8 protein-coding genes are annotated in these 7403 nt (G+C 67.8%); 3 read left to right on the top strand and 5 right to left on the bottom strand.

Annotated features, from left to right (window positions below; genetic code table 11):
• Positions 1-1151: S16 family serine protease (locus B3E43_RS05245; RefSeq protein WP_292027289.1), on the top strand; the 1151-nt coding region annotated here is incomplete at its 5' end.
• 76 nt (positions 1152-1227) lie between these two features.
• Here B3E43_RS05245 and B3E43_RS05240 read toward each other — a convergent pair.
• The 3 genes from B3E43_RS05240 to B3E43_RS05230 form a co-directional block, all read right to left on the bottom strand.
• Positions 1228-1923, bottom strand: a complete 696-nt coding sequence (locus tag B3E43_RS05240) for a pirin family protein (RefSeq protein WP_292027287.1) — start codon at positions 1921-1923, stop codon at positions 1228-1230.
• Positions 1924-2002: 79 nt separating this feature from the next.
• Positions 2003-3088: a chorismate synthase gene (aroC, locus tag B3E43_RS05235; RefSeq protein WP_292027285.1), complete on the bottom strand. Its 1086-nt coding sequence runs from the start codon at positions 3086-3088 to the stop codon at positions 2003-2005.
• Positions 3089-3096: 8 nt separating this feature from the next.
• Positions 3097-3822: a DnaJ C-terminal domain-containing protein gene (locus B3E43_RS05230; protein WP_292027283.1), complete on the bottom strand. Its 726-nt coding sequence runs from the start codon at positions 3820-3822 to the stop codon at positions 3097-3099.
• 87 nt (positions 3823-3909) lie between these two features.
• Between B3E43_RS05230 and pdxH the strand changes: the two genes are divergently transcribed.
• Positions 3910-4584, top strand: coding sequence for a pyridoxamine 5'-phosphate oxidase (pdxH, locus tag B3E43_RS05225; protein ID WP_292027434.1), 675 nt, complete (start codon positions 3910-3912; stop codon positions 4582-4584).
• 19 nt (positions 4585-4603) lie between these two features.
• Here pdxH and B3E43_RS05220 read toward each other — a convergent pair whose 3' ends face one another.
• Positions 4604-5239: a TetR/AcrR family transcriptional regulator gene (locus B3E43_RS05220; protein WP_292027282.1), complete on the bottom strand. Its 636-nt coding sequence runs from the start codon at positions 5237-5239 to the stop codon at positions 4604-4606.
• A gap of 15 nt (positions 5240-5254) precedes the next feature.
• Positions 5255-5959: a uridine kinase gene (gene udk / locus B3E43_RS05215; RefSeq protein ID WP_292027281.1), complete on the bottom strand. Its 705-nt coding sequence runs from the start codon at positions 5957-5959 to the stop codon at positions 5255-5257.
• Between the two features lie 145 nt (positions 5960-6104).
• Between udk and B3E43_RS05210 the strand changes: the two genes are divergently transcribed.
• Positions 6105-7403: AMP-binding protein (locus B3E43_RS05210; RefSeq protein WP_292027432.1), on the top strand; the 1299-nt coding region annotated here is incomplete at its 3' end.

Genomic DNA, 7403 nt, shown 5'->3' with positions numbered 1-7403 from the left:
TCCTGCTCGACGAGATCGACAAGCTCGGGGCCGACTGGCGCGGGGACCCGTCCTCGGCCCTGCTGGAGGTGCTGGATCCGGCTCAGAACAACGCCTTCGGCGACCACTATCTGGAGGTCGACTACGACCTGTCCAACGTCATGTTCGTAACCACGGCCAACAGCCTGAACATGCCGCAGCCCCTGATGGACCGGATGGAGATCATCCGGGTCAGCGGCTACACCGAGGACGAGAAGGTCGAGATCGCCAAGCGGCACGTCCTGCCCAAGGTGACCGAGGAGAACGGGCTCAAGCCGGCCGAATTCATCGTACCGGACGAGCAGATCCGCGACCTGATCCGCTACTACACGCGGGAAGCCGGCGTTCGTTCGCTGGAACGCGCCCTGGGCGGTCTGGCGCGCAAGTCCGTGCGCGAGATGTCGAAGAACAAGACGCTGTCGATCACGATCGACGACGCCAAACTGGCCGAGTTCGCCGGGGTTCGTAAGTTCCGCTTCGGCGAAACGGACGAAGAGGATCAGGTCGGCATCGTCACCGGCTTGGCCTGGACCGAGTTCGGCGGCGAGATACTGACCATCGAGGCGATCAAGATGCCGGGTCGCGGTCGCATGACCGTGACCGGTAACCTCAAGGAGGTGATGAAGGAGTCCATCTCCGCCGCGGCCTCCTACGTCCGGGCCCGCTCGCTCAGCATCGGCGTCAAGCCGCCGATGTTCGAGAAGACCGACATCCACGTCCACGTCCCCGACGGCGCCACGCCCAAGGACGGCCCCTCGGCCGGCGTGGCGATGACGGTCGCCATGGTCTCGGTCCTGACCGGCATCCCGATCCGCAAGGACATCGCCATGACGGGCGAGATCACCCTGCGCGGCCGGGTCACCGCCATCGGCGGCCTGAAGGAGAAGCTGCTGGCCGCCCTCCGCTCGGGCATCAAGACGGTGCTGATCCCGGAAGAGAACGAGAAGGACCTCGCCGACGTGCCCGAGAATGTGAAGGGCGCGCTGGAGATCATCCCGATCAAGACGGCGGACGAGGCCCTGAAATGGGCCCTGACCGGCGAATTGACCCCGGTCGAATGGGACGAGGCAGCGGATCCGCTGCCGGCCGCCCAGCCGGTCCAGGACCCGGGCACGGTCGTCGCGACGCACTGACGGTCTGAGCCAGACAAAATGAACCCCGCCCGGAGCGATCCGGGCGGGGTTTTTCGTTCAGGTGAAGGGGTGGTTCCTAGAGGCTGTCGACCATCACCAGTTCCGCGTCGTCCCGGGCCGTGATCGTGATCTCGGCCTCGTCCTTGATCGCCGCACCGTCGCGGGCGTTCAGCGAGACGCCGTTGACCGCGACCGCGCCCACCGCCGGCACCAGATAGGCCCTGCGTCCCTCGGCGAGGCTGTAGGTCAGGCTCTCGCCGGCCTTCAGCGTGGCGCCCAGCACCCGCGCGTCGGCATTGATGGTCAGAGCCTCATCGGACGGATCGCCGGACGCCAGCACCTGGAATTTCCCGGTCCGGTCCGACTTCGGGAACGGCTTCATGCCCCAATCCGGCTTCGCGCCCGGCTTGTCGGTCTCGATCCAGATCTGGAACAGGGTGGTCATCTCGTTCTCGAGGTTGAACTCCGAGTGACGCACACCCGTGCCCGCGCTCATCACCTGCACGTCGCCGGCGCCGGTGCGGCCGCGGTTGCCCATGGAATCCTCATGGGTGATGGCCCCGGTGCGGACATAGGTGATGATCTCCATGTCGGCATGGGGGTGAGGCGGAAAGCCCGTCTGGGCGGCGATTTCGTCGTCATTCCAGACACGCAGCCGGCCCCAGCTCATGCGGGCGGGGTCATAGTAGTTGGCGAAGGAGAAATGGTGTTTGGCGTTCAGCCAGCCGTGGTTGGCGCCGCCGAGGGTGTTGAAGGGTCGAACGTCGATCATGGGGATGCTCCCGGGACTCCGAGGGTTAGAAACCTCGCTGGCGCCTATATAGGTAACAGTGTCAGTGCCTGAAAGGGGGTCACCCCACCTGCGCCCTGTGCCTCAGCATCGCATCGGCCAGCACGCAGGCCGCCATCGCCTCCACCACCGGCACGCCGCGCAGGGCGACGCACGGGTCGTGCCGCCCCTTGGTCCGCACCTCGGTCTCGGCCCCGTCTCGGGTGATGGTCCGGCCCGGCGTCAGGATGGAGGAGGTCGGCTTGAAGGCCACGCGCGCCGTCAGCGGCTGGCCCGTCGAGATGCCGCCCAGCACCCCGCCCGCATGGTTGGACAGGAAGGCCGGCGTCCCGTCCGCGCCCAGCCGCATGGCGTCGGCGTTTTCCTCGCCCGTCAGTTCGGCCGCGCTGAAGCCCGCGCCGATCTCGACGCCCTTGACCGCATTGATCGACATCATCGCCGCAGCCAGTTCAGCGTCCAGCTTGCCGTAGAGTGGCGCGCCCCATCCGGCGGGCAGGCCGGTGACCTCAAGCGCCACGACCGCGCCGATTGACGACCCCGCCTTTCGAACGCCGTCGAGATACGCCTCCCACGCCGGCACGACCGACGCCGAGGCCGCGAACAGGGCGTTGTCGTAGACGGCGCCCAAATCCACCGCCTCCGGCGCGATCCGGTGTGGCCCCAACTGGACGACGCCGGCGCGGATACGCACGCCTTCGCCCAGAACCTTGCGCGCCACGGCCCCCGCCGCCACCCGCATCGCCGTCTCGCGCGCCGAGGAGCGTCCGCCGCCACGGTGATCGCGGACCCCGTATTTGGCCTGGTAGGTGAAGTCCGCATGGCCCGGGCGGAAGGCGCGGGCGATCTCGCCATAGTCCTTCGAGCGGGCGTCCTCGTTCTCGATCTGGATGGAAATGGGCGCGCCGGTGGTCACGAGGCCGTTCCCGTCGTCGAACACGCCCGACAGGATGCGGGCCGTGTCGCTCTCCTGCCGCTGGGTGACGAAGCGGCTGCCGCCCGGCTTGCGCCGGTCCAGCCAGGGCTGCAGGTCCGCCGCGGTCAGGGGGATCAGGGGCGGGCAGCCGTCGATGACGCAGCCGATCGCCGGCCCGTGGCTCTCGCCCCAGGTGGTCACGCGAAACAGATGGCCGAAGCTGTTGTGGGACATGAGACGACCTAAGCCGCCAGCCGGTCCGGCGTCCAGACGCGCGTGAAGCGGATCAGCAGGTCTTCCGCCGCCGAGGGGGCGTCCTCGGACGGCTCCAGCGTCACGAACAGATGCCCCTGCGGCCGGGCGCCCCGCGCCGGCAGGCCCAACCCCTTGAGCCGCAGTCGCAGGGGCTGCTGGCCGGCCACCAGCCAGGCGGACCGGGGGCCCGCATGGGTCTCGACCTCCAGCCGCCCGCCATCCGCCAGCAGGCGATGAGACACAGGGCAGGTCATATAGAGGTCGTCGCCGACGGCGCTGAGCCCGTGCGCGCCGCGCACCAGCACCGGCAGGTAAAGGTCCGCCCCGTCCTCGCCCGCCGCTTTCAGCCGCAGGTGCTCGCTGGTGCGCAGGCCCGCGGGAACCCGGACGCGCAGCACGCGTCCGCCGATCCGCACCTCGACCGCGCCGCCGTTCAGGGCGTCAAGCGGACTGATCGCCAGCACCGGGGCCACGGGAGGCGGGGCGGCAGGCGCCGCCAGCGCGAGTGGCGCGGTCTGCCGCTGGATCAGCCGCCACGCTGCGATCGTCTTGCGGAACCGCACCTCGCTGCCGCCTGCGACCTCGGGCCGCGCAGCCTTGATCGCGATACGAAAGGCGGCGGTCAGGGCCTCGCCGTCCACGGGGCCGGTCAGGCCAAGCAGGGCGTAGGCCTCACGGGTCGAGGCGACTTCAGGAAGGGACCGGGCGCGCATCCGCGCACTAAGGCCCTGCACATGGTCAAGGCCCGGTTAACCGTGAAGCCTCTCCCCAGCGGGGCCGCGACGGTCTATCTGCAATCCATGACCATGCCTGTGATCCCCCCCAGCCCGAGCCGCGAGGACTATGCGGAGCACTATGCCGCGGCCCTGGCCGCCAATGGCGACGAGACCATCTTCGAGCGCGCCGAGCCGATCGGGCTGTTCATCGACTGGCTGGGCGACGCCACCGGGACCGAGGCGAACGATCCCAACGCCATGACCCTGTCGACGATCGATGCCGCCGGCGCGCCGGACGCCCGGATCGTGCTGCTCAAGGACGTCGATGCGCGCGGCTTCACCTTCTATTCCAACCGCGAGAGCGCCAAGGGGCTGGACCTCGCCTCGCATCCTCGCGCGGCCCTGCTGTTCCACTGGAAATCGCTGCGCCGCCAGGTGCGGGTGCGCGGGGCGGTCGAACCGGTGACGGCGGCGGAAGCCGACGCCTATTTCGCCAGTCGGGCGCGCGAGAGCCGGATCGGCGCCTGGGCCTCGGACCAGTCCCGGCCGCTGGACAGCCGTGAAGCGCTGGAAGCCGCTGTGGCGCGCGAGACTGTCCGGTTCGAGGGCAAGGACGTGCCGCGGCCGGAACGCTGGACCGGCTGGCGCGTGGTTCCCGACAGCATCGAATTCTGGCGCGACCGCCCGTTCCGTCTGCATGACCGGCTGAGGTTCGACCGCACGGGCGCGGACTGGGTGAAGACCCGCCTGTGGCCCTGACTTTCGAGGTCCCGGGCCTTCAGGCCCCGTAGCGGGCCAGAAAGGTCTCGACAGCGTCCTCGACGACCTCGGCATTCGTGCGCCGGACCTGGATCTCGTCCCCGGTGACCAGCGGCACGAAGAAGACCGGGTGTTCTATCATCCCCATCAAATGGCCCGCCGCCCGGGATGGTCGCTCGATCGGCCGCAGGGATCCGGCCTTCGAAAGCGTGACCAGCATAGCGATCAGCGTTGCGCCGAACGTCTCCCGGCCCTTTTCAAAGAACCGCAGCGCCACGGCCTGGAACCGGGGGCGTTCGGCCATCACCAGCCGGAAAACCGCGCGGACGAACGGGTCGCTCATGAAGCCGGCGTAGGCATCGGCGAAGGTGGTCAACTGCTGGCGCGCGTCGCCCTCGATGGCTCCAACCCTGGTCATCTGATAGGCGAAATCCGCGCCGGCGTCGTCGATGACCGCGGAGAAGAGCTCCGCCTTGCCGTCGAAGAGGGCGTACAGGGTCGCAGTCGAAACGCCGGCTTCCCGCGCAATAGGTTCTATCCGGGTCGCGGCATAGCCGTCGCTGACGAAGGCCTTGCGGGCGTGTCGGAGGATCGCCTGTCGTTTGGGGTCGAGAGGAACGGAAGAACCGACGCCGGGGCCGTGCATGGAATTCATCACTCGCTGAAGCGCTTATGGTGAAGCTTGAGCGTATGATGGGTCAAGGGCTGATCGAACGTTGTTCCCGGCATGGCCGCCGATCAGAGGCGCCAGCAACGGATGGGCCAGCACGGGAGCGGCCAGCCGGACCACGGCCTGGGCGTCTTCCAGCCGAACGGCGGCGGTCGCGTCCGCCACGATGAAGTCGGCATTCAATCGCGAGGGTTCTGTCAGCCGCTCATGCCCCGGACGCACGGTCGCCAGATACTGTGCGATCACCGAATCCGGGGTGCGGCCGCGCTCGGTCTGGTCGCGCAGCAGGCGGCGGATGAAGCGGATGTCGGCGGGGGTGTCGACAAACACCCGGATGTCGAACAGGGCGACCAGTCCCGGCGTGCACAGCACATGGGTGCCCTCGACGATCACAACCTCTGCGGCCCGGATCGGCTCGCCGCCCGGCTCCCGGCCGTGGTGGATGAAGGAGTAGAGGGGAGCCATGATGTCGCGCCCCGCCTTCAACGCGGACAGATCGCGGATCATGAGTTCGTGATCCCGCGCCGTCACGTCGTCGAAGTCGAAGGTGGCCGGGTCGAAGTCCGGCAGACTGGCCGCGTCGCGATAGTAGGAGTCCTCGCGCAGCAGCACCGCCGCCCCGTCGGGCAGGGCCGAGACGAGGGCCTCGGCGAGGGTGCTCTTGCCGGAGCCGGAGCCGCCGGTGATGGCGATGAGGATGGGCATAAGCCGCTTCTAGGGCCGGGGAGGAGGGTTCGCCAAGTCCGTCGGAGCGGCGGGGTGACCTGACGTCACGTTGCTTATCACCGATCACGCCGATAGCGTGCCGTTCAAGCGCCTCACAAAGCAGGCGCAGGCTTGAGGGATCGTGATGCTCGGAATGATGCAGGACTGGCCGCTGACGGTCGACAAAATCCTGGACCACGCGAAGAACTGGCATGGCCATCGGGAGGTGGTGACCCGGTCCGTCGAGGGCCCGATCATCCGCACCACCTATGCCGAGATCCACGCCCGCTCAAAGCGCGTCTCCAGCGTGCTTCAGGGCTGGGACGTGAAGGTGGGCGACCGGATCGCCACCCTCGCATGGAACACCAGCCGCCACATGGAGGTCTGGTATGGCATCATGGGCATCGGCGCGGTGTGCCACACACTGAACCCGCGCCTGTTCCCGGAACAGCTGATCTACATCATCAATCACGCCGAAGATAAGATCATCTTCGTCGACCTGACCTTCATCCCGCTGCTGGAGGCCATCCTGCCGCACTGCCCCACGGTCAAGCGGGTGGTGGTGATGACCGACGAACTGACCATGCCGGCGACCAAGCTGCCGGGCGCCGAATGCTATGAGGCCCTGCTCGGCGCGGCCTCGGAAGACGTGGTCTGGGGCGGGTTCGACGAACAGACGGCCTGCGGCCTCTGCTACACCTCCGGCACGACCGGAAACCCCAAGGGGGTGCTGTATTCGCACCGTTCGAACTTCATCCATACGTTGCTGGGCATGCAGTCCACCGTCCTGGGGCCCTCGCCGAAAGAGGTGATCCTGCCGGTGGTGCCGATGTTCCACGCCAATGCCTGGGGCATCGCCTTCGCCGGTCCGGCTTCCGGCGCCAAGCTGGTCATGCCCGGCGCGCGCATGGACGGGGCGGCCATCTATGAGTTGATCGTGTCGGAGGGCGTGACCTTCTCGGCCGCCGTTCCGACGGTCTGGCAGATGCTGCTGACGCATCTGCGCGAGAACAATCTGACCATTCCGACGGTCAAGCGGGTGATGATCGGCGGCTCGGCCGTGCCGGAAAGCCTGATCCGCGCCTTCCACGACGAGTTCGACATCGAGGTGGTCCAGGGCTGGGGCATGACCGAGACCTCGCCCATCGGCACGATTTCAATCCTGACGCCCGAGCTCGCCGCCCTGCCGTATGACGAGGGCATGAAGTGGCGGGTCAAACAGGGCATGCCGCCGCTCGGCGTCGAACTGAAGCTCAAGAACTACGCCGGTCAGGAAATGCCCCATGACGGGCACACCTATGGCCGACTGATGATCAAGGGACCCACCATCTCGGGGGCCTATTTCAAGGGCGAGGGCGGCGACATCCTCGACCATGAGGGCTATTTCGACACCGGCGACGTCTCGACCATCGACGAGTATGGCTTCATGCAGATCACCGACCGC

Origin of the sequence: Brevundimonas sp. UBA2416, assembly GCF_002343105.1 — a bacterium.
GTDB lineage: Bacteria > Pseudomonadota > Alphaproteobacteria > Caulobacterales > Caulobacteraceae > Brevundimonas.
This window is presented reverse-complemented; position numbering and strand designations above follow the sequence as displayed.